The sequence below is a fragment of the Wujia sp. genome (assembly GCF_056872695.1).
The window spans coordinates 62,018-88,041 of the sequence record NZ_DBMFCD010000010.1 but is presented as its reverse complement, the minus strand read 5'-3'; the positions used below and the strand labels follow the sequence as shown (position 1 = coordinate 88,041).

The window sequence follows — 26,024 nt, the reverse complement described above, 5'->3', positions numbered from 1 at the left end:
TTATTTATCTTCCAGTTCTGCAAGGATACGGAACAATGTACTGATTTCCTTTTCTCTTGCAAGTTCAAAATAGTTCTTGAAGCGGACAGCTGACTCGATCTCACCTGTGATAGAGATACGGACAAGCAGGTTACGCGCAGTCAGCATATTACGGACAACTGTCTGGTACTCGCTGATCGTATTCTCATTGTATTTCAGGAATCCATGATTCATCAGATACTTAATACGCTCTAACATCAAAACCTTATGGTCATACATGACATGCAATGCACGGATATCAAAGTCCGGTTCCTCTGCATGCAGCTGCTTTTCTATCTGGGAAAGAACCTTGTCATAAACCTTGATACCGAATGTTGTATCATCAAAACGGTTACGGAGCATACGGAAATGATCCTTTGTATCCTGGGAATTCAGATATTCACTGATTGTCTGTTTGATCAGTTCAATATCTACTTCATAGATTGGATGCTCCGTATTCTTCATTACAACATACAATCCACGTCCACCCTTATGGTCATCCTTAAATACATGGTCATCCTGCTCTGTGATAACCTCATAGCCGCGCTCTAAATCAGAGAAGCTGACTGTGTTATAAGAATAATGATCCTGGAATGTGAAGTCGCCTACATAGAATACTTCCTCATCACGATTGTATCCATAAATAAACAACTCATGAGGGAACTTGTAATCAACCTCTGCATCACACAAAATCTTTGCCTCATCGAATACTCCATATACATATCCGTTCAGATCAATTGTCTTGATGATGAAGTCAATGATGTTTCCGCAATAGCTCTGAATCTGCTCTTTTGTAAGCAGCGAGAACATAAGATACGGGCACTGCTTCAATGCACTGCTTCCAGGCATCATATCTGCGAGAAGCATATCGTCACCTGTGAAAATCTCCTGAATATTATAGCATCGAAGCTGAATATAGTTGCTGAAAATCCACTTCTTTGCATTCTCATCATCTGAAAGAATAGAAAACAGTGTCGCATGCCACTGCCAAGATGTAATCATTGGATATGTTACCGGTAATTTTTTCATATCTGCCATTTTGCTGTTCCTCCCAATCTATGCTAATTTTTCTGCGATCAATGCTGCAATATCACTAAAAGAATCGTAATCACTGAGAGCAAGCTCATAATCTGTAAATGAAATATCAAACTTGCTTTCTGCCGCTACGAGCAAACGAATCAAAGATACGGAATTTACGCCGTATTCATTTACCATATTGGCATGCAAGTCTACCTCATCCAACTCCGGTAACACGTCACGAATCACTTCCGTAAGTTTCGTTACAATCTGTTCCTTTTCCATTGTTTGTACCCCCTTGGTAAAATTACTTTCTCGATGTATCAAGTATTTTAATTTTACTATTATTACGTCTGAAAAGCAAGAAAAAAAGAGTGTGCATGCACTTCACATCGGAAATCCATTCACACTCTTTTCTCTGTTATGGCTAAATCTTAGTACTTTGTAACATTCAGCTTTACGCCAGGACCCATTGTAGAAGCTACTACCAAGCTCTTAATGTACTGTCCCTTTGCAGCTGCCGGCTTAGCCTTAATAACTGCATCTATTAAAGTCTGGAAGTTGTCTGTTAACTGCTCCTCTGTGAAAGAAGCCTTTCCAATTGGCACATGGATAATGTTTGACTTATCAAGTCTGTACTCGATCTTACCAGCCTTAATATCGTTGATTGCCTTTGTTACGTCCATAGTAACTGTACCAGCCTTTGGATTTGGCATCAGACCCTTTGGTCCAAGGACACGTCCAAGACGTCCAACAACACCCATCATATCCGGTGTAGCAACAACAACATCAAAATCCAACCAGCCTTCGTTCTGGATCTTTGGTACAAGCTCATCTCCACCTGCGTAATCAGCGCCTGCTGCAAGAGCCTCGTCTACCTTGTTACCCTTAGCAAATACGAGAACCTTTACAGTCTTACCTGTTCCATGAGGAAGAACAACTGCACCACGAACCTGCTGGTCTGCATGACGACCATCAACGCCCAGACGGAAGTGAGCTTCGATTGTCTCATCAAACTTTGCACTGGCTGTCTTCTTAACGAGTGCAACAGCCTCTTCTAAGTCATATGTTTTTGTCTTTTCAATAAGCTTTGCAGCTTCTGAATATCTCTTACCTGTTTTCATTCAAATAAACCTCCTGTAGTTTTTGCGGGAGCGACCCTCCTACGATTATTTCTTATTAATCCTCAACTTCGATTCCCATAGAACGAGCTGTACCAGCGATCATGCTCATAGCAGCCTCAAGGCTTGCTGCGTTCAGATCTGGCATCTTCAGCTCAGCGATCTCCTGAACCTTAGCCTTAGAAATCTTTGCAACCTTTGTCTTGTTCGGTGCTGCAGATGCTGACTTAAGGCCGCACGCCTTCTTAAGCAGTACTGCTGCCGGTGGAGTCTTGGTTACAAAGCTGAAACTCTTATCTGCATAAACTGTGATTACAACAGGGATGATCATATCGCCCTGATCAGCAGTTCTTGCGTTAAACTCCTTTGTGAACTGTACAATGTTAACACCGTGCTGTCCAAGTGCAGGACCAACAGGTGGTGCAGGTGTTGCCTTTCCTGCAGGAATCTGTAATTTAATATATCCTTCTACTTTCTTAGCCATTATAGCTACCTCCTAAACCTCTTACATCTTCTGGATATCTCCAAATCCAATCTCAACAGATGTAGCACGTCCGAAAATGTCAACGTCGATGGTCACGGTTCTCTTGCCTTCGTTAATTGCCTTAACAACTGCAACATTGCCTTCCCAAGCTCCGGTAATAACCTTGATCTGATCACCAACCTCCACATCAATGTGAACCACTGGTGCCTCAGTCACAATACCCATCGCACGCATCTCACGTTCCGTGAGTGGAACCGGCTTGGATTCCGGACCTACAAATCCTGTAACACCCCGTGTGTTACGAACTACATACCATGTAACATCGTTCATGTACATATGAACCAGAACATAACCAGGAAACAACTTTCTCTGAACTGTCTTTTTCGCGCCTGTCTTTGTTGTCTCAATTACCTCCTGAACCGGTACGGTTACCTCAAGGATTTGCTCTTGAAGCTTTCTGTTTTCAACAGTCTTCTCGATATCATTTTTCACCTTGTTCTCATAACCTGAGTAGGTATGAGCTACATACCATCTTGCCTCACCATCAGTCGGAATTCCACTTTCCGGTGTTCCAGATGCTGTAGCTTCGTTTTCGAATAGTTCTGACATACATTCACCTACCTAACCAACAATATAAGTTAAACCGATCTGTAACAGGTAATCCACACCTGCAATGATAAATCCGAGAATTACGGAAATCACGATTACAGCCGCAGACTGTCTCACGAGCTTGTCCTTCGTTGGCCAAGTGATCTTGCCAAACTCAGCCTTGAGCTCCTGAAACCAGCTTCTCTTCAAGGAAGGTGAAGAAGTCTCTTCTTTTTTTGACATAGACTACTCCTCCGATTACTTTGTTTCCTTGTGCATCGTGTGCTTCTTACAGAATCTACAATACTTCTTTGTTTCCATTCTGTCCGGATGCGTCTTCTTATCCTTTGTCATATTGTAATTACGCTGTTTACAATCCTGACATGCCAATGTAATTTTTACACGCACAACTATCCACCTCCATATTTATTTTTTCACAGATGACATAATAGAATCCTCTTTTTCGTGCAAAAAAAAAGGACCTCTTCCATCGCAAGCTTTAGAATAACAAAACCTGCATATAAAGTCAAGGAAAAAGTTGAATTTTTACGATATTTATAATATATTTAATTATAACAAAATCATTATATTGGGAAAGGAGGCTTTCTTATATGAATATATCACAAGTGTACAATTATTTAAACCATGATTTAGTACCAAAACGTCGTACACGTACGCACAAGGCTTCCGAACTCAAAGCGGTTTATAACAGTATTTCCAAATACAATCAATCATCCCCTCTCTATCTGGTTTCCCTTTCGGACTCCAGACAGTCACACATGATTGATATCAAGGAGCAGGCATTAACCTTGCGGGATATCACCGAGCAGCTTGCAAATCCTGACAGTGAGCTTTACACAAAAAAGCTGCTCTTCACTGACAATCCGGATGCTGTATCCGGTTCTTTCCGTACACACGCCTCCGGAGAACTTCCGGATCACATAACATTGCAGATTGACCAGCTCGCCAGTGAACAGGTAAATATCGGAGCTTATCTTGATTCTGACAGTGCAATACTGGCACCAGGCAATTACAGCTTCTCCATGCATACGATGCGAGGGAATCTGCCATTTACATTGTCTGTCTCCGGAGATGATACAAGCCTGTCATTGCAGCAACAGCTTGCCGATCAGATCAACCGCAGACACATTGATGTACGCGCTTCTATTATAAAGGAAGAAAATACAAGCGCACTTATGCTTGCTTCTACCAAGACAGGTACTCCCGAAACAGTTTCTTCCTTATATTTTACATTTGATAACAAGCAGGGGACTGATGTAGTCGATGCCTTTGGTCTTAACCAGGTACAGACCTACCCGGAAAATGCGCGGTTCTATATCGACAATCTCGTACATACCTCGGCTTCCAATCATATCTCTATCAATCAGGTTGCGGAATTTGATTTTCATAAGGTCACGGACACTCCGGTAAATGTCCGGTTCACACCAGATAAAAGTCTGCTTGTCACACAGATGACGAATTTTACCGACGCATACAATCAGCTGGTTACCCTCTCGGAGGAGAGTGAGCCAACCTCCATCGGAAGCCGGAATCTCTATCACGATATTTCCGGTATTGTCACACGCCACGAGGATCAGCTTGCCTCCATCGGCATCACCGTTGGCGAGGATCACCGTATGCAGTTTGACTCGGAGCTCGCAAATGGTGTTTCATATGACACACTGAATACGTTGTTTGGAGATAATTCCAGTCTGCGCGCAGATATCGGAAAAGCAGTGAATCGCCTGACCTTAGATCCGCTCGCATATATCGACCGCCTGATCGTGACATATCCGAACGCAAAAGAAAAACAGACCGCAACATATACGCAGTCTGTTTACAGTGGTCTGATGTATAATAATTATGCATAGTCGTTTCTATTTAAAAAGCAGAACACAGATGCCGGCAAGAATCAGTAAATGCAATGGATAGAATATGTAAAATACCCATTTTAGTTTCAAGCCACGCTTCCCATTATAGAAGTGCACAATGCCTGCATCCGCAAGCGCACATAATTCTGACATGTTTAATACCGATAATACAATACAGGGAACTGCCATCTGCAGTTCCTTTTTTTGATTCCGGAATCCATACGCCGCACAGATTGCCAGTACGCCAATCGCACCATAATCGGTATGCAGCGCATATGCAAGTGCTGCCCCCAGCGCAATCACGCCAACGATCAGAATCGTTTTCAAAATCGTATCTATTTGTATGACTCGCAGTCCCTCCAATACCGTCAGCACAATCATGCCGATTGCCAGTGTAAAGAATACATTCTGGCTGGTAAATTCGAGGAAATGTCCTTTCATGATCAACTTTGCCGGCAGATTCACTGCCAGATCAAATGGAATTTCAGAAATAATCGCAAAAAGCAGCAGCCGTCCAATATAGAAAAACCGGTTATGTGTATATCGAAATCCCTCCAACAATAGAAAGATAAAAATTGGAAATGCCAGTCTGCCGATTCCACGCAAAATATAATACAGGATAACCATCCCTGTCATGTGTACATTCCCAAACACATCAAAATTATTCGGATTTCGCTGGACAAGCTGTAACACGATTGTCGCCCCGATATGGTCGATCAGCATCGCGAGCATAGCAATCAGCTTGAGCGTACTTCCGGATATTCCTCGTTGTATTTGTATATCTTGTCCGATTGTTTCGTTCATTTCTATATTTTCTTCCATAACCATCTGTCATCCATGTTTATAGGCATATCAATATTGAACGCTATGCGCTACATATCTTTATCCATACTACATTGCAGCAAAAACCTGTTCTGCCACTTCCGAAAGATTGCTGAACTTCTCGATTTCCGCAACCTTCGTATTGATCGTTCCAAATCCATATTTCGCATGCACGAAGGCAGCGCCTGCCTGCATGGTCGCATCATAATCACCCTGGATATCGCCGACATAGATTGTCTGTTCCAGCCCATTCCGATCCATCACCAAACGGATATTATCCCCCTTGCTCTTCTCGTTATTCCCATAACATTCAATATCTTCAAAATACTGTCCGAAATTATAATAGTCCAAAAATGCCTCGATATAGCCACTCTGGCAATTGCTTACAATATACAGATGATACTTTTCTTTAAGTGCTTTCAACGTATCTTCCAGTTCCGGGAACAGCTTACCACCATTTCTGCGAAGATATTCATTCTCCCAGTCACCACATTTTCCAACAAGAGTCTTTCTCCCCTCCGGAGTAAGCTCCGGGAAAAAAATATCCCCTATCACATCCATTGTTTTCCCCATCACACGTTTGATATCCTGTTCCGTGACAACCATATCTTTCTTATACTCATTTTGAATTACCTGTGTCCATGACTTTGCGACGCCATCCGCAGAATCCCACAATGTGCCATCCATGTCAAATATGATACCCTGTTTCATCGTAAGTCTCCTTTATTTTAGAAATTTATACCTTATTTATTCCCGAAAATAGTTCCCGCATACACATTGACAATTCCGGTTACTTCCATAATCAGCTCATGTATGCAGAGTATTCTGATGTCTCACTTCGTCCCGTTCTGAAATTTCAGCCGCCTGCTTAACTTCCGTCGCACAATCACAAAGCATATCACGTGTGCACATGTTGTGATAATCCAGCTCACAGGATACGTCAGATACAGAGAACGTGGGGTATGAAACTGATCGTACATACGGAAAAATGTAAATATCCACAGCAACCGGAGCCCACAGGCACCAATCAATGATACAATCGTCGGCATTACCGAATATCCAAGTCCCCGCAGCGAGCCAACCATGACATCCATCATACCACACAGTGCATAAACTGTACATATAATCTTTAAACGGTTCATTCCTGCCGCTTTGACAACCGCACTTTTCGTATAAAAGCCAAGAAGGTTATGTCCGAAAATCACTGCGAGATTTCCAAGCACCAGTCCGGTCACAATGACACATGCCTGCGCAGTAAACAAAATCTTATTTACACGCTCATATTTGCCGGCACCGACATTCTGGCTCGTGAAGCTGATCGTACCCTGATAAAATGAATTCATAGATACATACACGAAACCTTCGATATTACTTGCCGCAGAATTTCCGGCAACTACCGTCGATCCAAAAGAATTCACGGACGACTGGATAATGACATTCGATATCGCAAAGATAACTCCCTGCAGGCTTGCCGGGAATCCAATACGCAGAATCTCCGCAAATCTCCGCGGATGAATGCGAAGCTTCGACAACGTCAGCCGGATACTTCCCTTCTCCTTCATCATACAACGAATGATCAGACTCGCTGAAATTGTCTCAGAAATCACAGTCGCAAGTGCAACGCCTGCCACGCTCATCCGGAACACAATCACGAAAAGCAGATTGAGTCCAATATTGATTACGCCTGCCGCTGACAGATAATACAAAGGTCGTTTTGTATCTCCGACTGCACGCAGGATGGCACTGCCAAAGTTATAAACCATCATGGATGTCATACCTATAAAATAAATGCGCAGATACGTTGTCGCAAGCGGCAGCACATCTTCCGGAGTCTGCATCCAGATTAATATCTGTCTGGCTCCCAAACATCCGACCACCGTCAGAATAATGCCACTGAACACACTAAGCAGCATCGCTGTATGTACAGTATCACTCACATCTTCCTCCGCCTTCGCACCATAAAACCTCGCAACCAATACGTTTGCACCAATCGATAGTCCAAGGAAAAAGTTTGTCAGCAGATTGATGAGTGCTGTGTTACTTCCAACCGCAGCAAGCGCCGTATCTCCGGCAAAACTTCCGACAACGATAATATCCGCTGCATTGAATAAAAGCTGCAACACACTCGAACACATCAACGGCAATGTAAACGCCAGCAGCTTCGGCAGGATAGCACCGTTACACATATCAATCTCATATTTTTTCTTATTTTTTGTTGTCTCTCCGGACACGATGTTTCGCCTCCATTACTGTAGATTTCCACTCTCAATATTAGGTCTTATAAAATTCTCGTACGCATAATCCCACAACTCCTTCGAGCCTTCCGGTGTAATCTCGTTTCGTTTCATTACCTGCTCCGCGCGCACACCACGGTCTTTCCAGTCAAATCCGCCGGTACTTGCGGTGAGCATCATCGGCTGCAGGTTGTCCATCGCGCGTGCGAACTTCGCTTCCGGGGTCTCCTTCGCCTCAAACTCCATCCAGATGTCATACAGCTTCTTTGCCTGATCCTCCGGAAGCAGGTTATAAATGCGATCTGCCGCCGCCTTCTCCCTTGCTTCCTGCGTCTTCTTGCCTTCCTCGTCATAGGCATACGTATCTCCTGCGTCAATCTCCACCAGATCATGAATTAAAAGCATTGTAACTGTCCGAAGCACGTCAATTTCCTCGTTTGCATATTCCGAAAGCAGGATTGTCATGATTGCCATATGCCATGCATGTTCTGCATCATTTTCCCGTCTTTTTCCATCCGTTAATTTTGTCATCCGGGTAATGAATTTCTCCTTGTCAATTTCCCGGATGAAATCCATCTGTTTGTCTAATCGTTCGTTCATTTTATTCACTCCGTTTTTATATAAATTATCCATTTTCATTATATATAGAAGTCGCTTTCCTACTCCATACTATTGTTCTGAAAATAATTCAATGCTGGCATACATGGAAGCTGTATCTCTCTAACAGGTTTCAAAGAAACGAAAAACATGGCTGGACTTTCGCTCCCTCCATGTTTTTATTTTCGTTTTATGATTCTCTGGTTCTTCCGCTTGTGAACAGCACAACCGCTGCGATCAGATCAATTATACCCTCTGCCAGATAAAACCAATGATGTCCCTGGATATTCGGGATGATATGTATCACGCTCATCAATGCCAGATACGCGCCAGTCACATAATTCATATATGGTACGCCCTTGATGATCAGAAATGCAAGCGCTCCACTGATCAATAGCGTTACAATATTTCCAACCGAAAATCCCAATATCAGATTGACGATTCCTTTTACGATCATGTATGCCCCGATCAGAGACATCCACTTTCCGCCTGTCTGTTCCATATCTGCACCTCATTTATCTACTTTACTGCTATATTTCTTTATAAGTGTAACACTTTGATTGGAATAACTCAATTGTTTTCTGTTCGAATCTGGATATATTTACACATCCCCACAAGTACATCTATGTATGCACAAACGTCAGTATAAACTGCGTATAACTTCCAACCTCACTTCGTACCGAAATCTTACCGCCCATACCCTCGACGATGGATTTCGTCAGGGAAAGGCCGATGCCGACACTGTTCGGATTGACCTCTTTGTTGATTCGATAAAAACGCTTGAATATATTTTTAAGTTCAGACTCCTCAATGCCGCATCCCTCATCCTTCACATAAATGCGCGTGTACATCGGATTGTCTTCGGTCCAGATATGGATCGTCGTCTGCTCACCGGAATAGTCCGATGCATTCTTAAGCAGGTTGATGATTGCTTCGGTCAGCCAATCCCCGTCGCAGACAAGCATCTGTTTCTCGTCGATCTGCACGTCAATGTGCTGCCCGCGTTTCTCCGTCAGATAAGCCACACTCTCCTTCGCCTGTGCCACAAGTGCATACAAGCTGCATGGATGCTTCTCAAACTGGATAGCTCCCGCCTCGATTCGCGCAAGCTTCAGCATGGACAGTACCATCCACTCCATACGGCCAACCTGATTCTTCGATTCAAGAAGCATCTGCTTCTGCTTATCTACATCCGGCACTCGTCCATCATACAGAAGATCCAGGAATACCGTGAGCGACGCAAGCGGTGTCTTCAACTGATGAGAGATATCCGACATGATATCCCGCAGAAATATCTTCTCCTGCTGCTCCTTGCGGTTACTCTCCTTCAATGCCTGCACCAGCTTATACAGATTCGTATATAACTCTCCAAGCTCGCCCTGTTTATATGGTTCTGCCGGAACCTGCTCCGGTGCTTCGAGAATCTGATTCATGATCTCGACGATTGCCCGCAACTCCCGGCTCACAGTGCCGATCGAACGACGCCCTGCCACATAAGCACTTCCAAGCAGCAGACAGCCAAGTAACAGCGTCACCCACAACTGCCAGCCGCGCAGCCAAAGAACAAGCACAACAAAAACGGCGTATATGTTGTATGCGATACCTCCATATAAGAAAAATCGCTTATGAAATTGTTGTAATTCGTAACTTTTCATCTGCATATATTATCCAGCAGCAATGCGTTTCAAACTATTTTTACAATCTGCTTCCGAAACGAATCACCTGCACCATATGTACTTACAATTACTTGCGGAACCGGTACCCCATTCCACGTACCGTCTCAATATAAGCCCCATCTTCCCCTAATTTCTGCCGAAGCCGTTTGATATAGACCGAAAGAGTATTATCTTCGAAAAACTCCCCATCCATATCATAGAGCTGTTCCATGATTGCATTCCGGCTGATTATCTGTCCGCGGTGCTGCAACAAAAACCGCAGCAAACGCAACTCGCTCGTCGTACAATCAAGCCTCTCGCCGTGCTGTGTGAGTACAAATGCTTCGCCGTCGAAGGTTGTATCTCCAAATGTCATGACTCGACTGCTATTTCCATTACCTGTCTGCCTTGTCTGTGCGTAACGCCGGATATTCACTGCCACCCGTGCCAGCAGCTCCTTCACCCGATACGGCTTCGTCACATAATCGTCCGCACCAAGCTCCAGCCCCTGAACGATATTTGCTTCCTCCGCAACCGCCGTCAGAAAAATAATGGGAACATCGCTCTTCTTTTCCCGAAGTTCCTTGCAAAACTCAAATCCGGTTCCATCCGGCAGCATCACATCCAGCAGCACCAGCTCGATACTGTCATCAAACTTCTCGCGTGCATGTGCCAGATTTCCCGCAGTTGCCACCTCATATCCCTCCGAAGTAAGTGCATATTCCGTTCCCATTGCAAGGGCGAAATCGTCCTCCACCATCAATATCTTATGTGCCATAATCCCCGATTCCTTCTATATTACATCATCATTTACCAGCCATATTGGTTATTATATCATCAATATGAAAAAGACGCACACCATTTCAGATAATACGTCACATTTCTTCTATATCAGTCTGTCCGCATTGCAGTGAGCGGTGAAAGCTTTGCCGCCCATCGCGATGGGAAATAACCTGCAATCGTTCCAAGTACCATCGCCATTCCGACTGCCGATAATGCAAGCTTCGGTGTGATCACCGCGATCTTCGTACCTGCTTCTAAAAGCAATGCGGATACAGCAATCCGGTTGATAATCTTTCCAAAAAGCAACGACAGCAGCACGCCACATGCGCCACCAACAAGTCCGTAAATACCTGCTTCCAGCAATATCATCGCCATCAATTCGCGCTTCTCACAGCCAAGTACCTTCAAGGTTCCAATCTCGGCAACCCTGTCATAAACAGCTGTTGTCATCGTGTTGCTGATACCAATCGCCGCAACAAGAAATGAAATGAGTCCAATGCCGCCTAACAGCAGCTCAAGCATCCGTACCGTCCGCATCGCAGTATCGCGGTACTCTTTCATATTGGTTGTCTGATATCCCATATCCTGCAATTTTTTGACAACAAACTCTACGTCCTCCATCTTACCGACTTCAACAACCACACTTGAATAAACCCACAAGGTGTATGCATTTCCGTTCTTGTCGAGTGGCTGCCCCAACACACTTCCCTGTGCCGCATGTTTCTTCAGATAGGAACGCAGCACATCAATATCGCAATAGATGCTCTGGGACTGCTCGCTGAACTCGTCCGCATCCCCCTGCATCACACCTGCAATCGTCAGCCGGTCTGTAATCCCATTTTCATCAAATCCCAGTGAAACCTTCGCCTTTTCGCCAATCCATGCGTTCAGGTCTCCACCGCCATCCTGGTAGCTGGACATGGTACTCTCATGGAAGAACATATATCCCATAGCATTTCCAATGACCATCTCCGGCTTTCTGGCATGGTCCGACAGGCTGGACGTATCGGTCAGCGCGATTGCAGATAACTGCTCTGCGGGGATGCCAACCAGATTCGTATAGGCTGTGTATTGTCCAACCTGAATATTCGCAAATACTTCATAACGCGGATATACATTCGCTACCTTATCGAGCTTTGCAAGCTTCTCCAAAGTATGATCGGTCAGAAGCATTTTCTTGTTCCGGTTGTTCTCCGGTGTCTGCACGGTAATCTGACGAATCGAAGCATCATCTCCATAGCCTTGCAGGAGTTCGCGTTTCACGCCCATTCCAAGCGATAAGAGGGAAACAACCGCTACCACACCAATCATCACGCCGAGTAAGGTCAGGATGGTTCGTGCCTTTCTGCGCTTGATATTTTGAATTGTTAAATGCATGATAAATTTCATGGATTCCTCCTTTTCGCAAATCCATATAGTTTATCGTGAGTTGTTCAGAAATACAATTCTATACAGACACGCTCTCGCTCACTTTTGGGGATTTGCGATTTCTCCATTTCACCTTATCGTGAACGCTTTTTATTAATAGTTACACCCACGAATACACCGACTGCAAGTACACAGACGCAGATCAGGGTGATCTGCCATGTGGCAGGTCCGTCTTTCTCCGGTGCTTCCTTTAAGACTTCCAGATTTTCGTAATCGACTGTCTCAATATAGAAGGATACATCCACTTTTTCTTCGCGCTTATCGCCATTCCGGTCTTCGTAGGTCACAATAATCCAGTCTTCTGCCTTTGCCATTTCGTCAAAATCTGTCACCTCGATTGCCTTTGCCAGAAGGTCTACACTGCCGCTTTTCCCTGTGTCGATATTGCCGATGTAGGTCTCCTGTTTCTCCACGTGTTTTCCTTCCACACGTGCATTTACATTGTAGAGTGTCCCTTCCCCTAGGTTATTCACCTGGGCGGTAATCTCCACATCATCACCAACCTTCGCATCATCGGTCATGACGTCGGTCACGGATACCCGCTGTTTCAGATATACCGGCAAATACAACGTATCCTCCATCTCAAACGCCTCGCCGGAAGTATTCTCGTACTCCATCTTCACCGAAAGCTTGTATGTCTTCTCTGCAAGTCCTGCTGCCGCCGCCATGGGAAATGTCTGCTCGCTCGTCTCGGTTCCGGCAATCTCTGCCACATAGACGCTTCCGGTTCCGGAAACCGGAATAATCTCGCCGCCTTCGGAAGCAACCGTCACTTTCATATTTTTGACTTTGTTCTTGGAAGTGTTCTGAATCTCTAATGTCAGGTCAAAATTATCTCCGGAATAGATTGTTGTTTCCGATACTTTATAATTGGAGACCAGAACCTTCGGCGTCGCCGCCTTTGCGGAATACGGGCATACAGGTGCGGCTACACTCAAAACCACCAGAATAGCAAGGATAATCTCTCTTAAACGGTGATTTCTTCTTTGATGTTTGCTTTGTTGATTTTTCCATCCTGACTTATTCATTTTCTCTCCTTTCATTCTGCCCTGTTTTTTCCTCTGTCTTTTAGATATTCCTAAATTTTTCTCACTTATCTAATTTTCATTTTTTGACGACTTATCGATTTTCCCCACTCACTCCTCAGTCAGCTTACCATCCGTAATGCGTACGATGCGGTCTGCCTCTCTGGCAAGATCAATATTATGCGTGATAAGTACAAGCGTCTGATTCAGCTTCTTTACAGAGTCCTGCAACAGCGCCATAACTTCATTTCCATTTGTAGAATCAAGTGCTCCGGTCGGCTCATCAGCAAGAATCAGAGACGGGCGGTTTGCAAGTGCCCGCGCGATTGCCGCACGCTGCTGCTGTCCGCCGGACAACTGGTTCGGCAGATGCTTCCGTCTGTCTTTCAAACCAAGCATCTCAATGACATGGTCGATGTACTCCCGATCCGGCTTCTTGTGATCTAACAGAATCGGCATCTGAATATTCTCCTCCACGGTAAGTACCGGAATCAGATGATACGACTGAAATACAAATCCAATCTTTCTCCGGCGAAACACAGACATTTCTTCATCCTTCAATGTTGTGATGTCCCGGTCGTCCACGATTACCTTGCCATTTGTAACTGTGTCGACACCCCCCATGACATGCAGCAGTGTGGACTTGCCGGAGCCGGATGCTCCGACCACTGCCAGACTTTCTCCTTTTTTCACGGTCAGATTCATATCATCGAGCGCCCAAACCCGTGTGTCTCCGCTTCCATATATCTTTGTCACATGTTCCATCTTTACAATATCCATGTTAATTTCCCTCCTGATATCTTGATTTTTGTTTTCTTATTCCTTTATTGGAGCAATTCTTCTTTTTTCTACTTCGTTACTCCTACCTGTTTTTCTCTTCTTTTCTTCCTGTTGGAGCAAATGTAATGTTTCCTATCTCTTTGCCCCAATTCTGCTTGCTTCTTTCTTCTCGGCATTGGGGGATTTTCCTCTATTTCGGCTTTTTGCCCCAATTCTGCTTGCTTCTCTTTTCTTCCCGTTGGAGCAAATATTCTTTTTTCAACTTTTGCCCCAATTCTGCTTGCTTCTCCCTTCTGCCTGTTGGAACAAATATTCTGTTTTTCAGCTTTTCCCCCAATCAATCTCCGGCGGCATTCAGATCATCCGCGATCCGGTTTGTCATCCGCTTCATCGGTATGTAAATCGATCCGCACATTACAAGCACGGAAAGCACAAATCCAATCACCGCACCGATAATCGGGAAGGTCAGCTTCACCATGAACAGCACCAGTGCAGCTTTCGCAAGCGGCATCATAACTGCAAATCCAAGCACATCACCAACCACATTCGCACAGATAACTGTAATCACGCCTTCGAGCATTACCATCTTCCGAAGCTCACGCACCGACACGCCGATTGCCCGAAGCTGTGCGAATTCCTGTCGCCGCAGGTAGAGGTTGCTTGCCGTCGTATTAACGATATTCAAAGAGCTTACACTCAAAATCACGATCACAAACGCCAGAATATATTTGATTGCGCTGATCGATGTACTAAAGAGTGCTCCGGAATAGATTGCATCTGGATAAGAGTAATCTCCCATTGAGTTATCCAGCACGTTTACCAGCTTCGATGTCAGCGAAGCGGAGATATTGTCCGAACGAAGCTTACATTTCACACCCGTGGAATCTGATTTGCCAAGCCCGGTCATCTGGAAATAGTTCATCAGCGGTACAATACATTTTACAAATCCCTGCGTCTGTAATTTATCCTTATCGATCCGAACAATGCCCTGAATTTCATATACCTTCTTGTCATTCCCCCACGAAAGTTTAATCGTATCACCAAGCTTATAATCCGTCGCCGGATATTCCACCGTTGATGCAATCAGATCAATCGCATCATAGGATTCATCATCCACCTCTTCCTGAAGCGTTGCCTCAATATTCTGTACTAATACGATTCCGTTCTCATCGACGTCCAACGTTCCTTCGACCAGATACGATGCATATTCCTGATACTCGTCCTCTCCGTATCCAATCACGCTCACACGGTCAGCCGGAGATGCCTTATCCTTATATTTTTCACTATCCTTTAACCGCTCAATGACCTCTCCCTGCATCGTTTCCTTCTGGAAATTCTCTGTAAAATGTGACCGGAACTCCTCATAATCTACAACCTCCATAGATGCTGCATACACGGCTTTCACATCCTTCACTTCTTTGTTCTGTGCAATGTCTGTGAGTGTCTCTTCGTTTGGAAGCACTGATTTCACCGCATCCACAGTCTCTTCGTCATTTGCCTCGTTGAAGAAATACACCTGATATTCTCCGTAAGAAGGTGCAATCTGCTTCTGCATCTGTACAAACGAAGTGAAAATCGTCGCAATCGTGATAAACGCCGCGATTGATAAGGCAAATGTAAAAATTGTTTTCAGGAACCGACGCTTGTTACTCATCAGATTCTTATATGCATAATCCCCCTGCACGCCGAAGATCTTCCCGAAGATGCTCTGCTTGCGTGCTTTAATCTTCCGTGTTCCACTTGTCTGCCCACGCACCGCCTCGATTGGCGAAATCTTCTTTACCAGCTTTCCATTCTCATCCATAACGAAGAACAGATCTCCGATAAAGACAATCAGCACATACAGAAATGGAAGCACATGCGGGCGAACCTTGATATTCATGGATAAGCCAACCAGATATGCAATTGGAAATCCGATTACGATTCCGCCAAGGATTCCAAGCAGTTCCTGCATGCATCCCATTCGGAATATCACACTTTTTAACTGTCCCTGTGTTGCTCCGATACAACGCAGGATTCCATAATCTTTGATCTGCTCCATCGTATTCAACTGGATCGTTGTCCGGATGATTCCAACTCCGATGACTGCGATCACGAACGACAAAAGCAGGAACATCAGAAGAATAATGTATGTATCATTTCCGGTGTCGCCCTGCAGATAATAGGATGCGAGCTGCTGGTTTAATTGCGCCTTCACACCGTAGGTCTGCTCGATCGTTTCCATATTCGCGTCCAACCGGTAAGGATTTTTCACATTAATGTAGATTGCATTTTCAATATAGGAGTTCGAATAATAATCGTAGTATTTTCCACGATACGCCGTCTTCACGAAGTCCTGTTTGAGCAATGCCGAGACATCCTGATTTTGCTCCGGCAGAAGCACGATCTCGTAATCTGCCTGCTTGCGAAGTGCATCGCGGGTATTGATGAAGTTACTGAAATACAAGGTTAATATCACGAACAGAATTCCTGACGCTAAAGCAACGCCCAAGATTGTCAGGATCGTCCGTTTCTTCTGAAACTTTAGATATTTGATTGAAAGTCTGGTATAGTTTTCCATATCGCTCCCCCGTAGTTAATCGTGTAGAATAAATAGAAAACAACCATAAACTTTCTAACATATTCGGTTATTTGTATCATTCGTATACTTCATGATTACAAATAACCGAATATGTTACACTATTTCACCTGTGTTGTTTTCTATTTATAACTATACCCGATGAAAGTTACGGGGTCGTGACAAACTAAGTGACAGTTTTGTCACTTTCAAGCTTTATAATTAAACGCCTTGCAGCAAGCCTAGTCCAGGTGCAGTCCGGTGTCGCGATGAAGCAGACGGTCGCGCTTGTCGCCGAACAGCTTCGTGATAAAGCCAAGGTTCACACCGACTAAGATCGCAGCGATTACCGTTCCGATACCGACGGAACCAAGCTTGTGCAAAACCGCCAGACAGGATATGAGCGAGATCACAACCATCGTCACATCGAAACCGATCTTGACACGGCTGAATACGATTCCTGTCTTATCCGAGATTGCTTTCATAGCACCCTCACCAGCCAGCGGTATGATATCTGCCGGCAGATAAAAGAAGATTCCCACCGCAATCAGGATCGCACCATCAAAAAACGCTGTATACGCAGTCTCTTGTATACAGCGTTTTTCGATATAATTATTGCCGGATATCTACATATCCATTTGAAAGTGCAATATTGTTGAATTCCGTATTGATACTGCTTCCTGAGAACAGATCCAGGAACAGATATGGCAGCTCATCCTCCGATACAAGGAATGCCCATGTTACCGTTCGTGTTTCTCCCGGCTGAACGTGAATCAAATGATTTTTTTCTTCTACACTTTTCCCATTATAGTAATAGATTGGTGAACCGTTAATCAGATAATTTTGTCCATAATAACTATCGTACTCTAAGCTGTCAATTGCGTAAACATCAACGATTTCATATCCATCGTCTGTTTCCTTCGCCCGGATCAGCTCGCAGTTATACAGCGTATCACCTGTCTGCGTCTTACCGGTATTTGTGTATTCAACCTCGATGTAAAGAATCTTTTCCTTTACTTCTTTGGTTGCTACAACCTCATCTAACTGATTTATACCATCTCCATATTTCTCGTAAGCTATCACATTATTTACGAGCTTTCCAGCAGCGTCTGTTTCTATGGAGTCAAGCTCGTATGCTGTATCCAGCTCATTTGGTGAATCGAGCAATTCCACCTTAGATACTTTTGCTTTCAAGGAAGAATTTGGTACATCAAAAGTTTCTCCAATCTGATGCAGATGTTCCATTGACTTCTTTGAAGTTTTCGTAAACTGATCCGTATTTGCCGTTTCATCCACCACCTCGTAGTTAGGTTCTATATATTCCTGTACCAATATACGTCGTTTTGCAGCCGGATCATCGGTCGGTGTGAGCGTTAACCCTTTTACAATATCTATCGCGGTTTCAAGCTCCGTATCATCATATACAAGCATATCCAGAAGATAATCGTTATCATACGTAACATACACATGATACCGAACATCTGCAGTCGCGGATTCCATCGTCTGATTTTCGACAATAACCGCCTGTCTTCCATCAATCTCAAGCTCCTGCGTTGAGACTACATAGGTATTATTAAACAACGATTGCTTGTCAGACGGCATTTTCCAAAATACAAATGAAACACCACCCATGAACGCTTTGTCACTCGGGAAGATACTCACCTTGCTCACATAATTGTTTCCATCCTCGTATATACCATCTAATCCATCGATCTCCATACCCTCCGGTATGTATGAAACATCCAATGTATATAGTGCATCCAGATTTGCGTCTGCCCCTGTCTGCGCATTGGTATTTGTTGCTTCTTTCTGTGTATTGGCATCCGCAGTCTCTGTCTGCGCATCAGTATCGGTTGCATCTCCGTAAATCAAGGTTGATCCGTACTTGCCCTGTTTTTCCAGATGCATTTTATATAAGGTTGTAGCTGCAAACGTCGTTCCGCTTGCTATGCAGCAAAACGCAAGTACTGCCGCTGCCGCTCTCCAGATTCTCCGACCGCCATGCTGTTTTTTCGTTACCTGCTGTTGCACAGTTTCTTCAATCCTATCCCGGATATAATCCGGCATCTGCAGACATTCGTTTTTTATCTCGCTCACTTGTTTTCTATCCATATCCATCACGCATTACCTCCTTTACCCATTCATGCCGACTTTGCCTTTAAGATTCCTTTCAAATGTTCTCTGCCCCGCACCAGGCGTTTCTTGACTGCAGATTCGGTCGTCTCCAGACATTGTGCAATCTCCCGGATACTGTACTCCTCAAAATAATACAGCCAGATGCAGGTACGCTCATTTTCCTTCAGCCGCATGATACTGTCATACAGCTCCGAATATTGTCCGTATCCGCGTATATACTCTGCTTCTCTTCCTTCTTCCTGATATTCCTCCCAAGTCGCAGCCTTCTGATTGTCCCGCTGGATCTGATGACATTCATTGATCAGAATTCTTGTAAACCATGTTTTTACATACTTATCATTCCGCAGGCTGTACAATTTTTCAAATGCATGCACAATCGCATTTTGTATCGCATCGGCACAATCCGCATCATTGCACAAGTAACTTTTGGCAATCCGGTACCAGCTTTCCTGGTTCGAGATCACAAGCTCGCCAAAGGCCTCCTTCTTCATGTTTTCCACTCCCTTCCCTTTGGAGTTTTATATTCTGTATGTCCATACACCTATTAGATGATTTCGCGCACGGAAAAGTCCCATGTTTATTCTTTTTCCAGTAAATGTTTATACGTACTGTCGATGCCAATCGCTCCGATCGGTGCTGTGATTACGATTGCCATGACCGCAACCGAAAGTACAAGCGTGCCGCAGGGAAGCCCCGCTGCCAGAGGGACCGAGCCAATCGCCGCCTGCACAGTAGCCTTCGGAAGATACGCAATGATACAGAATAGCCGTTCCTTCCATGTAAGCTTCGTGCCAAGCATGCAGATGCAGACACCGACTGCGCGGAACAGCAGCGCTGCCCCAATCATCAAAAGTGCCATTGCCCCTGCCTTTGCCATATACCGGATATCGACTGCCGCTCCAACCAGCACGAACAGGATTACCTCTGCGGCAATCCACAGCTTTCCGAATTTCTCCGATAACCGTTTCGATACAAATGTCGTGCTCTTCACCTTAAGCATACATGCCATACTGACAACTGCCAGAAGTCCGGACACTGCCACATATGCAGACACCCACTCCTCGATTGCAAGCAGCAGACACGACATACCCAGGATCACAATCAGCTTTGTTGAGTTACGAACGCAGTGATTCTTCTTATACGCAAGCTCGAAGAACCGGTACAGCAGATAGCCGACGATACAACCAAGCACGATTCCTGACACGATTGAGATGGGGATCTTGATAAAATCCTTCGCATTTGCATGTCCGCCCTGTGCCATCTGCAAAAATGTTGTAAATAACACGATTACGAAGATATCATCACACGATGCCCCCGCCAGTATCATCTGCGGGATGCCTTTCTTCGTTCCATAGCCTTCCTCCATGAGTTTCACCATACGCGGTACAACGACAGCTGGGGAAACCGCCCCCATGACGGCCCCCATAACCGCTGCCTCCACGCGCGTCACGCCGAGGATCATCGGTGCAAACAGAATATACCCACAGATTTCAAACGATGCCGGCACAAACGACATCAGGATTGCCGGGCGTCCCACCTTCTTTAAATCCAAGAGGTTCAACGACAATCCTGCCTTGAGCAGGATGATGATAAGTGCTAATTTCCGCAGATCTGCGGAGATTCCCAGAATCGATGGGGACAACAGATCCAGAACATAGGGACCGAGTACAATTCCTGTCGCCAGCATGCCGATGATACCCGGCAGGCGGATCTGTTTACAGATGGCGGACATGGCAAGTCCGACCAGAAAGATAAGTGCAAGTGATGTTAACATGTTTTTCCTCCTATGTGGTGTTGCCCCCTCACATTCGTTCGGCGGCATGTCGTCGGCGCATCCTGAATATGTGCTTCGCACATATACGCCTCCTCCTTTTAAGCTCAAAAAAAGCTGACACCTTCTGCGATCAATATCGTAGAAGTCATCAGCCTTATAAGCAGTTCCGGTTACCCGAGGGAGAACTTCATTCCCTTTTTCTGTATGTAACTATACGCCCGTATTGCCGGTCTGTCAATCCTGAAGTTCCATCACTTTGTTTCAAACACCAGACGCATGCTGTCGCTCCCTGAAATCACGATCGTCATCTGTTTTCCGGAAATCGTAGCTTCCATCGTTTTGTTCGAATCACTGTAATGCAGGATGTATTTTTCACCTGATTTTTCCAGTGTTCCCGTGTGCGCTTTTCCATTGTTTGTAAATGTAAAATTCGTTCCATCCGTACACGAAAACTGTGGTGCCTTTGCATCCCGGTTTGAATCATCATACGTCATAGACTTCCCATTTACTGTCATTTCGACAATTGACCACGCAGATGTAATCTTCGCATTTTTTGAACCCGCACCTCCACATGCTGCAAGACACAACGCCATCGCAACAACCATTACAACACATAATAACCTTCTCTTCATCTCATTTCCTCCCCTGTTACTTTATTTTTCTTAATATAACATAGCAAGATTATATATTGCAAGCAATCTCATGTTAACTATATGCAAATCATTCATGCGCAAACAAGATTATGAAATCTCCCGCAGCGCCTTCTTAAACTGGAACGAAAACAGGATCGATGTAAATGTCACCGCAAGCACATCCGCGATCGGCTCCGCCAGATAAACAGCCATCGTCTTATCTGCTGTAATGATATGCGGCAGAATGAAAATAAGCGGGAGCAGGAGCACAAATTTACGCATGATCGCAACAAGAATGGATGCCGGTGCATTTCCCAGTGCATTGAATGTCATCTGACAGGCAATCTGGATACCGAACATGAATAATGCTGCCAGATAATAACGGAGCGCATCCTTGGTAAATGCAATCAAGGCTGCATCCGTCGTAAAAATTGACGCGAAAACCTTCGGAAAGCACATGATAAATAGCCACAGAATCGTAGAATATATCAGACTGACCTTCAGCAGTAATTTAAATGCAGCCCGGACTCTGGATGCATTTTTCGCACCATAATTGTAGCTGATAATCGGCTGGGCGCCCTGTCCCAAGCCCTGCAGAGGAAGCATCGCAAACTGCATCACACTTGTTAAGATCGTCATCGCACCGACTGCGATATCCCCACCGTATTTCAGGAGAGAAGAATTAAAGCATACCGATATAATACTCTCGCTGCCCTGCATAATAAAGATTGCAGAGCCGAGTGCCAGACACGGAAGGATGTACGCTGCCTTTAATCCCATGTTTTTGCCGCGGATACGGAGCGTTGTCCGCTTCCCGAACAGAAAGCTTATTACCCAGATGCAGGAGCAGCATTGGGAAATCACTGTTGCAAGTGCAGCTCCCCGGACACCCATATGAAGACCGAAGATAAAAATCGGATCCAATATAATGTTCGCGATTGCACCAATCAATACAGAGAGCATGCCTTCCTTCGCAAACCCCTGCGCTGTGATAAATGCATTCATGCCGAGGGTAAGCTGAACAAAGATCGTTCCAAGTGCATAGATATTCATATAGGATGTCGCGTACTCAATCGTGTTGGCACTTGCTCCAAAAGCGAGCAGGAAATCCCGGTTCCAAATCAGCAAAACTACCGTCAGAATAATGGATAAGAGTATCTGCATCGTAAAACAATTGGCAAGGATCTTCTCCGCGTCGTCTTTCTTATTTTTCCCCATAAAGATCGTCGCCCGAGGCGCGCCGCCATTTCCAACCAATGCTGCAAAGGCGGTTATAATCATGATGAGCGGCATGCAGACACCCACGCCGGTCAGCGCCATCGCCCCCGTATCCGGGATATGTCCGATATAGATACGGTCAACAATGTTATATAACATATTAATCAACTGTGCCGCGATCGTCGGCAGTGCCAGCTTCGCAAGCAGCTTGCCGATTGGCTCTGTCGCTAAGAATGTACGGTCGGATTGTACGGACACGGATGCAGCATTCGATTCTTCGTTTTCATTTTGTTGTTTCATTTCTTTTCCTCATTTCTACTATATACTTGATAATTTTTCCTTATTTCAAATGTGACATTACATTTTGATACAGCCGTGCATTATACGCTGCAAAATTCTTCTTCTCATCCTCCGAAAATCCCGCAAAGATGCACGATACAAGGGCTTCCTGTTTTTCTTCAATGGCACGGACAATATCATCTGTCTGTTCCGTGAGTTTCAGGTGTACGATCCGCTTGTCATCCGAATCTGTATAGCGTATCAGATATCCTTTTTTCTCCAGAGTATCGACAGCCGCAGACACATTTCCCCGCTGTAGCATCCGAAATTCCACGATATCCCGCGCAGAATCATAGGATGGGTTATTATGCAGAAACGTTAGAATAATAATCTCGATGCGGCTGAGATTAAACTCATCCCGCACACTTTCCAGATATTTCTCCTGTAGTTTCATCAGACATTTCGTCATGTCAAAGACATTGGATGGCGTCTGAAGTTTCATTTCTCGATTCCTTCTTTCGGTTAGTTCTTTTTAGAACTATTATAATAATAAAAAAGAAATAGTCAACCACTATTTTGGAAATAAAAAAAGAGCCGTCGCCATATATTAAGCAACAGCCCTTTCACATGTTCTATTTAATAATTCTCTGCATGTACCTCAAAGTAAGACTGTGGATGTGCGCATACCGGGCAAACCTCCGGTGCCTTCTCGCCAACTACGATATGTCCGCAGTTTCTGCACTCCCAAACCTTCACTTCGCTCTTCGCAAATACTTCCTGCATCTCCACATTATGCAAAAGTGCGCGATAGCGTTCCTCATGCTGCTTCTCGATCGCACCAACGAGACGGAACTTCTCTGCAAGCTCTGGGAAACCCTCTTCCTCAGCCGTCTTTGCAAAGCCCTCATACATATCGGTCCACTCGTAGTTCTCACCCTCAGCCGCGGCAGCCAGATTCTCCGCCGTGCTTCCGATTCCGTTCAATTCCTTGAACCACATCTTTGCATGCTCTTTCTCATTGTCTGCGGTCTTCAGGAACAGGGAAGCGATCTGCTCGAATCCGTCCTTCTTTGCCTTGGAAGCAAAATACGTATATTTGTTTCGAGCCTGCGACTCTCCCGAAAATGCCTCCAATAAATTCTTCTCTGTCTGTGTTCCTGCGTACTTATTTGCCATAACTCTTTTCTCCTTTCAAAAGTAGTAATCATTACTATTTTTATGTATTATACAAAGAAAAATTTTATTTGTCAATTAGGTCTTTATACTGAACATTTGTTCGGTTTTTGATATACTTTTATTGTGTAATTGAAAAGAAAGCAGGATGTGTTTTTCCGATTATTTGATGCCCTCTAGTTTTACGAAGGAGGGCGCTGGATGTCCAGTGGACATCCGTTTAGCGCGGACCGAAGCGGAGCGTAGAAGATGCCCTATGAACACGCTTGAAGTTTTAACTTTATTGCTCGTTGTTTTCGCGGATTTGTCTTACATAGACGATCATAATAAAAAGAAATAGCATCCCACCGACCAAAGTGAATGCTATTTCTAAAATCTGTATTTACTGAGGGCAAATCGGATATTACATCCGATTACCTTTCTAAGTAGATTATACACGAGGGTACTTGATTTTTCAAGTGCCCTTTTGAGTTACATTAAAGCATACCTTACAATGGCTATTTTTCCTTACTGCATACATGCTCCACGATCACACGTACAGCCGCATACAATACACCTACAATCGGCCACACGATCCAAGTATCTCCCCAGTCATTTGTGATAAAGCTGATACCAAGATAAATTGCCGTTGAACCAAGCCAATACGCAAGTGAAAATGCGCCCATCTTGTCGCTGATTTTCTTTTTTGCCCTTGCATAATCGCCTTCTTCCAGAAGCATCTCCATTGCAGCCATCTGCGTTCCTCCCAGCACAAAGAAATATACACCACAAGAAATCAGAAACAGCATAATCCCTACCATACACGCAATCGGAAAGTCCCGGTCACCGAATATAGCGATACCTCCAAAAAGCGGAATTACAGAGAAAATGCACAATATAACACCAATCACATTGTAACGGACATATCGCTCATGGAACTGTTCTTTGCGTTCCTTCACCATTCCTGTCACACCATATTCTGTCTCGAAGCATTTTGTCTCTAAGAATTCAAATTTCTTCTGTTTCATACCGGTACATACAAAAATCGCAGCCGCAATTCCAACCAGTATGAACATCACACACATACCAACTCCACCTGAAAAGTCTTCTCCGATTCCAAACGCTTCCACTTCGCTGGCTGCCCCTAACACGATCAGGCAGATTGGTGATATCACGCAGAGCCACGTTGCAAATGCGATTCTTTTTGCAACCTCTTTTCTGATCTGCAAAAACTCACTTGCCATTTCCATCGTCACTTTATACTGTGGTTTGTCTTCTTCATAAGAATCCTCCCCGGTATAAATCTCCTCTTCCATCTCATCTTTAATGAGATAGTCCGTTGTCACACCAAAGATCTGACTAAGCTTCAATATTTTATCCAGGTCCGGAACTGCCTGTGCCCCTTCATATTTGGAAACAGACTGCCGGCTGACTCCCAATTTATGTGCCAGTTCTTCCTGAGACCAACCATTCTTTTTTCGCAAGTTAATAATCTTATCCGCTAATATCATAAGCGCCTCCTCCTGCCATCCGCATGGCAAATTTGATGTTCTTATCGTACGCATTTTCTCCGTTACACACAAGAAAGCCGCACGGACAATTTGTCAACCGATGGTTGCAACCCCTGATTTTTAGCCATTTTTTAAGCGCGAACCAGAAAATCCGCAGAAGCACCATATAACAGACTGTTCCAAGCAGGATGCTCAAAAATGTATTGTGCTTCCATTTGTAACTGACCGCCACGCCCAAGCCAATAAGTGCCGGCTTTTGACTCGTCGCAATATTTTTCTCTTTTGTTTGCCCATCTTAACTATTGATTCCTTTATGTTTATTTGTCGTGCGTCAAATAGATT

At 44.5% G+C, this 26,024-nt stretch carries 29 protein-coding genes and 1 riboswitch; of the genes, 1 reads left to right on the top strand and 28 read right to left on the bottom strand.

Features of this window, described 5'->3' with window-relative positions:
- The 7 genes from ACZQK9_RS10325 to rpmG form a co-directional block, all read right to left on the bottom strand.
- Positions 1-1,056 carry a hypothetical protein gene (locus ACZQK9_RS10325; protein WP_483270503.1) on the bottom strand — a complete coding sequence of 352 codons (1,056 nt, stop codon included), beginning with the start codon at positions 1,054-1,056 and terminating at the stop codon, positions 1-3.
- An 18-nt stretch (positions 1,057-1,074) separates the two neighbouring features.
- A complete protein-coding gene (locus ACZQK9_RS10320) occupies positions 1,075-1,320 on the bottom strand; it encodes an acyl carrier protein (RefSeq protein ID WP_178017616.1) in 246 nt (81 codons plus the stop codon).
- Positions 1,321-1,469: 149 nt separating this feature from the next.
- Positions 1,470-2,159: a 50S ribosomal protein L1 gene (gene rplA / locus ACZQK9_RS10315; protein ID WP_178017617.1), complete on the bottom strand. Its 690-nt coding sequence runs from the start codon at positions 2,157-2,159 to the stop codon at positions 1,470-1,472.
- Positions 2,160-2,214: 55 nt separating this feature from the next.
- Complete coding sequence (gene rplK, locus ACZQK9_RS10310) at positions 2,215-2,640, bottom strand: 50S ribosomal protein L11 (protein ID WP_021984629.1); 426 nt, start codon at positions 2,638-2,640, stop codon at positions 2,215-2,217.
- 21 nt (positions 2,641-2,661) lie between these two features.
- The gene (gene nusG, locus ACZQK9_RS10305; RefSeq protein ID WP_178017618.1) at positions 2,662-3,249 is read right to left on the bottom strand and encodes a transcription termination/antitermination protein NusG; all 588 of its coding nucleotides are present in this window, start codon (positions 3,247-3,249) and stop codon (positions 2,662-2,664) included.
- A gap of 12 nt (positions 3,250-3,261) precedes the next feature.
- Positions 3,262-3,471, bottom strand: a complete 210-nt coding sequence (gene secE, locus ACZQK9_RS10300) for a preprotein translocase subunit SecE (protein WP_021984631.1) — start codon at positions 3,469-3,471, stop codon at positions 3,262-3,264.
- 15 nt (positions 3,472-3,486) lie between these two features.
- The gene (gene rpmG, locus ACZQK9_RS10295) at positions 3,487-3,636 is read right to left on the bottom strand and encodes a 50S ribosomal protein L33 (protein ID WP_177985712.1); all 150 of its coding nucleotides are present in this window, start codon (positions 3,634-3,636) and stop codon (positions 3,487-3,489) included.
- Between the two features lie 203 nt (positions 3,637-3,839).
- On the opposite strand from rpmG, the gene fliD reads away from it, so the two are divergent.
- Positions 3,840-5,099, top strand: coding sequence for a flagellar filament capping protein FliD (fliD, locus tag ACZQK9_RS10290; protein ID WP_483270502.1), 1,260 nt, complete (start codon positions 3,840-3,842; stop codon positions 5,097-5,099).
- Between the two features lie 6 nt (positions 5,100-5,105).
- Here fliD and ACZQK9_RS10285 read toward each other — a convergent pair whose 3' ends face one another.
- From ACZQK9_RS10285 to ACZQK9_RS10185, 21 genes are all read right to left on the bottom strand, one after another.
- Entirely contained in the window at positions 5,106-5,921 is an 816-nt protein-coding gene (locus ACZQK9_RS10285) for a TraX family protein (protein ID WP_483270501.1), read from the bottom strand.
- A gap of 69 nt (positions 5,922-5,990) precedes the next feature.
- Positions 5,991-6,632, bottom strand: coding sequence for an HAD family hydrolase (locus ACZQK9_RS10280; protein WP_483270500.1), 642 nt, complete (start codon positions 6,630-6,632; stop codon positions 5,991-5,993).
- A 122-nt stretch (positions 6,633-6,754) separates the two neighbouring features.
- Positions 6,755-8,107, bottom strand: coding sequence for an MATE family efflux transporter (locus tag ACZQK9_RS10275; RefSeq protein WP_483270531.1), 1,353 nt, complete (start codon positions 8,105-8,107; stop codon positions 6,755-6,757).
- A 60-nt stretch (positions 8,108-8,167) separates the two neighbouring features.
- On the bottom strand, positions 8,168-8,755 hold the full coding sequence (locus ACZQK9_RS10270) for an HD domain-containing protein (protein ID WP_483270499.1): 588 nt from the start codon (positions 8,753-8,755) through the stop codon (positions 8,168-8,170).
- A gap of 187 nt (positions 8,756-8,942) precedes the next feature.
- Entirely contained in the window at positions 8,943-9,254 is a 312-nt protein-coding gene (locus ACZQK9_RS10265) for a DUF308 domain-containing protein (RefSeq protein WP_178017623.1), read from the bottom strand.
- Positions 9,255-9,375: 121 nt separating this feature from the next.
- A complete protein-coding gene (locus ACZQK9_RS10260; protein ID WP_483270498.1) occupies positions 9,376-10,413 on the bottom strand; it encodes a sensor histidine kinase in 1,038 nt (345 codons plus the stop codon).
- Positions 10,414-10,495: 82 nt separating this feature from the next.
- Positions 10,496-11,185 carry a response regulator transcription factor gene (locus ACZQK9_RS10255; RefSeq protein WP_483270497.1) on the bottom strand — a complete coding sequence of 230 codons (690 nt, stop codon included), beginning with the start codon at positions 11,183-11,185 and terminating at the stop codon, positions 10,496-10,498.
- Positions 11,186-11,298: 113 nt separating this feature from the next.
- On the bottom strand, positions 11,299-12,579 hold the full coding sequence (locus ACZQK9_RS10250) for an ABC transporter permease (protein WP_483270496.1): 1,281 nt from the start codon (positions 12,577-12,579) through the stop codon (positions 11,299-11,301).
- 113 nt (positions 12,580-12,692) lie between these two features.
- Entirely contained in the window at positions 12,693-13,646 is a 954-nt protein-coding gene (locus tag ACZQK9_RS10245; protein WP_483270495.1) for a COG1361 S-layer family protein, read from the bottom strand.
- Positions 13,647-13,754: 108 nt separating this feature from the next.
- Positions 13,755-14,423, bottom strand: a complete 669-nt coding sequence (locus ACZQK9_RS10240; RefSeq protein ID WP_483270494.1) for an ABC transporter ATP-binding protein — start codon at positions 14,421-14,423, stop codon at positions 13,755-13,757.
- Positions 14,424-14,491: 68 nt separating this feature from the next.
- Positions 14,492-14,764, bottom strand: coding sequence for a hypothetical protein (locus ACZQK9_RS10235; RefSeq protein WP_483270493.1), 273 nt, complete (start codon positions 14,762-14,764; stop codon positions 14,492-14,494).
- Positions 14,761-16,983, bottom strand: coding sequence for an ABC transporter permease (locus ACZQK9_RS10230; RefSeq protein ID WP_483270492.1), 2,223 nt, complete (start codon positions 16,981-16,983; stop codon positions 14,761-14,763). The genes ACZQK9_RS10235 and ACZQK9_RS10230 overlap by 4 nt, the downstream gene beginning before the upstream one ends.
- Positions 16,984-17,222: 239 nt before the next feature.
- On the bottom strand, positions 17,223-17,573 hold the full coding sequence (locus tag ACZQK9_RS10225) for a DUF6198 family protein (RefSeq protein ID WP_483270530.1): 351 nt from the start codon (positions 17,571-17,573) through the stop codon (positions 17,223-17,225).
- Between the two features lie 19 nt (positions 17,574-17,592).
- Positions 17,593-19,098 (bottom strand): hypothetical protein, encoded by a 1,506-nt coding sequence (locus tag ACZQK9_RS10220; RefSeq protein WP_483270491.1) that lies wholly within the window; start codon positions 19,096-19,098, stop codon positions 17,593-17,595.
- Between the two features lie 23 nt (positions 19,099-19,121).
- Positions 19,122-19,607 (bottom strand): RNA polymerase sigma factor, encoded by a 486-nt coding sequence (locus ACZQK9_RS10215; protein WP_177982127.1) that lies wholly within the window; start codon positions 19,605-19,607, stop codon positions 19,122-19,124.
- A gap of 86 nt (positions 19,608-19,693) precedes the next feature.
- Positions 19,694-20,890 carry a cation:proton antiporter gene (locus ACZQK9_RS10210; RefSeq protein ID WP_483270490.1) on the bottom strand — a complete coding sequence of 399 codons (1,197 nt, stop codon included), beginning with the start codon at positions 20,888-20,890 and terminating at the stop codon, positions 19,694-19,696.
- Positions 20,891-21,022: 132 nt separating this feature from the next.
- Positions 21,023-21,094: riboswitch (Fluoride riboswitch) on the bottom strand.
- Between the two features lie 47 nt (positions 21,095-21,141).
- The gene (locus ACZQK9_RS10205; RefSeq protein WP_216507945.1) at positions 21,142-21,522 is read right to left on the bottom strand and encodes a DUF1934 domain-containing protein; all 381 of its coding nucleotides are present in this window, start codon (positions 21,520-21,522) and stop codon (positions 21,142-21,144) included.
- Between the two features lie 108 nt (positions 21,523-21,630).
- Positions 21,631-23,040: an MATE family efflux transporter gene (locus ACZQK9_RS10200; RefSeq protein WP_483270489.1), complete on the bottom strand. Its 1,410-nt coding sequence runs from the start codon at positions 23,038-23,040 to the stop codon at positions 21,631-21,633.
- Positions 23,041-23,080: 40 nt separating this feature from the next.
- Positions 23,081-23,521, bottom strand: a complete 441-nt coding sequence (locus tag ACZQK9_RS10195) for a MarR family winged helix-turn-helix transcriptional regulator (RefSeq protein WP_483270488.1) — start codon at positions 23,519-23,521, stop codon at positions 23,081-23,083.
- A 134-nt stretch (positions 23,522-23,655) separates the two neighbouring features.
- The gene (rbr, locus tag ACZQK9_RS10190; protein WP_021984654.1) at positions 23,656-24,195 is read right to left on the bottom strand and encodes a rubrerythrin; all 540 of its coding nucleotides are present in this window, start codon (positions 24,193-24,195) and stop codon (positions 23,656-23,658) included.
- 494 nt (positions 24,196-24,689) lie between these two features.
- Positions 24,690-25,682 carry a helix-turn-helix domain-containing protein gene (locus ACZQK9_RS10185; RefSeq protein WP_483270487.1) on the bottom strand — a complete coding sequence of 331 codons (993 nt, stop codon included), beginning with the start codon at positions 25,680-25,682 and terminating at the stop codon, positions 24,690-24,692.
- Positions 25,683-26,024: the final 342 nt, after the last annotated feature.

Coding starts and splice junctions, on each gene's coding strand:
- rplA (WP_178017617.1), bottom strand. CDS start 2,159: ATGAAAACAGGTAAGAGATATTCAGAAGCTGCAAAGCTTATTGAAAAG.
- ACZQK9_RS10260 (WP_483270498.1), bottom strand. CDS start 10,413: ATGCAGATGAAAAGTTACGAATTACAACAATTTCATAAGCGATTTTTC.
- nusG (WP_178017618.1), bottom strand. CDS start 3,249: ATGTCAGAACTATTCGAAAACGAAGCTACAGCATCTGGAACACCGGAA.
- ACZQK9_RS10205 (WP_216507945.1), bottom strand. CDS start 21,522: ATGAAGAGAAGGTTATTATGTGTTGTAATGGTTGTTGCGATGGCGTTG.
- ACZQK9_RS10185 (WP_483270487.1), bottom strand. CDS start 25,682: ATGATATTAGCGGATAAGATTATTAACTTGCGAAAAAAGAATGGTTGG.
- ACZQK9_RS10275 (WP_483270531.1), bottom strand. CDS start 8,107: ATGTGTAACGGTGCTATCCTGCCGAAGCTGCTGGCGTTTACATTGCCG.
- ACZQK9_RS10210 (WP_483270490.1), bottom strand. CDS start 20,890: ATGTTAACATCACTTGCACTTATCTTTCTGGTCGGACTTGCCATGTCC.
- ACZQK9_RS10250 (WP_483270496.1), bottom strand. CDS start 12,579: ATGAAATTTATCATGCATTTAACAATTCAAAATATCAAGCGCAGAAAG.
- ACZQK9_RS10325 (WP_483270503.1), bottom strand. CDS start 1,056: ATGGCAGATATGAAAAAATTACCGGTAACATATCCAATGATTACATCT.
- fliD (WP_483270502.1), top strand. CDS start 3,840: ATGAATATATCACAAGTGTACAATTATTTAAACCATGATTTAGTACCA.
- ACZQK9_RS10215 (WP_177982127.1), bottom strand. CDS start 19,607: ATGAAGAAGGAGGCCTTTGGCGAGCTTGTGATCTCGAACCAGGAAAGC.
- ACZQK9_RS10195 (WP_483270488.1), bottom strand. CDS start 23,521: ATGAAACTTCAGACGCCATCCAATGTCTTTGACATGACGAAATGTCTG.
- rbr (WP_021984654.1), bottom strand. CDS start 24,195: ATGGCAAATAAGTACGCAGGAACACAGACAGAGAAGAATTTATTGGAG.
- secE (WP_021984631.1), bottom strand. CDS start 3,471: ATGTCAAAAAAAGAAGAGACTTCTTCACCTTCCTTGAAGAGAAGCTGG.
- ACZQK9_RS10240 (WP_483270494.1), bottom strand. CDS start 14,423: ATGGATATTGTAAAGATGGAACATGTGACAAAGATATATGGAAGCGGA.
- ACZQK9_RS10255 (WP_483270497.1), bottom strand. CDS start 11,185: ATGGCACATAAGATATTGATGGTGGAGGACGATTTCGCCCTTGCAATG.
- ACZQK9_RS10270 (WP_483270499.1), bottom strand. CDS start 8,755: ATGAACGAACGATTAGACAAACAGATGGATTTCATCCGGGAAATTGAC.
- ACZQK9_RS10285 (WP_483270501.1), bottom strand. CDS start 5,921: ATGGAAGAAAATATAGAAATGAACGAAACAATCGGACAAGATATACAA.
- ACZQK9_RS10230 (WP_483270492.1), bottom strand. CDS start 16,983: ATGGAAAACTATACCAGACTTTCAATCAAATATCTAAAGTTTCAGAAG.
- rplK (WP_021984629.1), bottom strand. CDS start 2,640: ATGGCTAAGAAAGTAGAAGGATATATTAAATTACAGATTCCTGCAGGA.
- ACZQK9_RS10245 (WP_483270495.1), bottom strand. CDS start 13,646: ATGAATAAGTCAGGATGGAAAAATCAACAAAGCAAACATCAAAGAAGA.
- ACZQK9_RS10280 (WP_483270500.1), bottom strand. CDS start 6,632: ATGAAACAGGGTATCATATTTGACATGGATGGCACATTGTGGGATTCT.
- ACZQK9_RS10200 (WP_483270489.1), bottom strand. CDS start 23,040: ATGAAACAACAAAATGAAAACGAAGAATCGAATGCTGCATCCGTGTCC.
- ACZQK9_RS10320 (WP_178017616.1), bottom strand. CDS start 1,320: ATGGAAAAGGAACAGATTGTAACGAAACTTACGGAAGTGATTCGTGAC.
- ACZQK9_RS10220 (WP_483270491.1), bottom strand. CDS start 19,098: ATGGATATGGATAGAAAACAAGTGAGCGAGATAAAAAACGAATGTCTG.
- ACZQK9_RS10265 (WP_178017623.1), bottom strand. CDS start 9,254: ATGGAACAGACAGGCGGAAAGTGGATGTCTCTGATCGGGGCATACATG.